Annotated in this window: 1 rRNA gene; it reads left to right on the top strand. The window is 55.7% G+C overall.

Features of this window, described 5'->3' with window-relative positions:
* Positions 1–1,392, top strand: a 23S ribosomal RNA gene (locus ABZS97_RS43985); the annotation flags it as partial.
* Positions 1,393–1,413: the final 21 nt, after the last annotated feature.

A 1,413-nucleotide genomic window follows, 5' to 3' on the forward strand; every position in this document is an offset into this window, starting at 1 on the left:
TGAGACCTGATGCCGAGCCGATTGTGGTGAAGTGGATGATCCTATGCTGTCGAGAAAAGCCTCTAGCGAGTTTCATGGCGGCCCGTACCCTAAACCGACTCAGGTGGTCAGGTAGAGAATACCGAGGCGTTCGGGTGAACTATGGTTAAGGAACTCGGCAAAATGCCCCCGTAACTTCGGGAGAAGGGGGGCCATCACTGGTGATTGAATTTACTTCATGAGCTGGGGGTGGCCGCAGAGACCAGCGAGAAGCGACTGTTTACTAAAAACACAGGTCCGTGCGAAGCCGTAAGGCGATGTATACGGACTGACGCCTGCCCGGTGCTGGAACGTTAAGGGGACCGGTTAGTGCACTTTCGGGTGTGCGAAGCTGAGAACTTAAGCGCCAGTAAACGGCGGTGGTAACTATAACCATCCTAAGGTAGCGAAATTCCTTGTCGGGTAAGTTCCGACCTGCACGAATGGCGTAACGACTTCTCGACTGTCTCAACCATAGGCCCGGTGAAATTGCACTACGAGTAAAGATGCTCGTTTCGCGCAGCAGGACGGAAAGACCCCGGGACCTTTACTACAGTTTGATATTGGTGTTCGGTTCGGCTTGTGTAGGATAGCTGGGAGACTTTGAAGTCATGGCGCCAGCCATGGTGGAGTCGTCGTTGAAATACCAGTCTGGTCGTGCTGGATGTCTAACCTGGGTCCGTGATCCGGATCAGGGACAGTGTCTGATGGGTAGTTTAACTGGGGCGGTTGCCTCCTAAAGAGTAACGGAGGCGCCCAAAGGTTCCCTCAGCCTGGTTGGCAATCAGGTGTTGAGTGTAAGTGCACAAGGGAGCTTGACTGTGAGACCGACGGGTCGAGCAGGGACGAAAGTCGGGACTAGTGATCCGGCGGTGGCTTGTGGAAGCGCCGTCGCTCAACGGATAAAAGGTACCCCGGGGATAACAGGCTGATCTTCCCCAAGAGTCCATATCGACGGGATGGTTTGGCACCTCGATGTCGGCTCGTCGCATCCTGGGGCTGGAGTCGGTCCCAAGGGTTGGGCTGTTCGCCCATTAAAGCGGTACGCGAGCTGGGTTTAGAACGTCGTGAGACAGTTCGGTCCCTATCCGCTGTGCGCGTAGGAATATTGAGAAGGGCTGTCCCTAGTACGAGAGGACCGGGACGGACGAACCTCTGGTGTGCCAGTTGTCCTGCCAAGGGCATGGCTGGTTGGCTACGTTCGGGAGGGATAACCGCTGAAAGCATCTAAGCGGGAAGCCTGCTTCGAGATGAGTATTCCCACCCCCTTTGAGGGGTTAAGGCTCCCAGTAGACGACTGGGTTGATAGGCCAGATCTGGAAGGCGGGTAACCGCTGGAGGTGACTGGTACTAATAGGCCGAGGGCTTGTCCTCAGTTGCTCGCGTCCACTGTGT

The organism is Streptomyces sp. NPDC005485 (genome assembly GCF_040606085.1).
Lineage (GTDB): Bacteria > Actinomycetota > Actinomycetes > Streptomycetales > Streptomycetaceae > Streptomyces.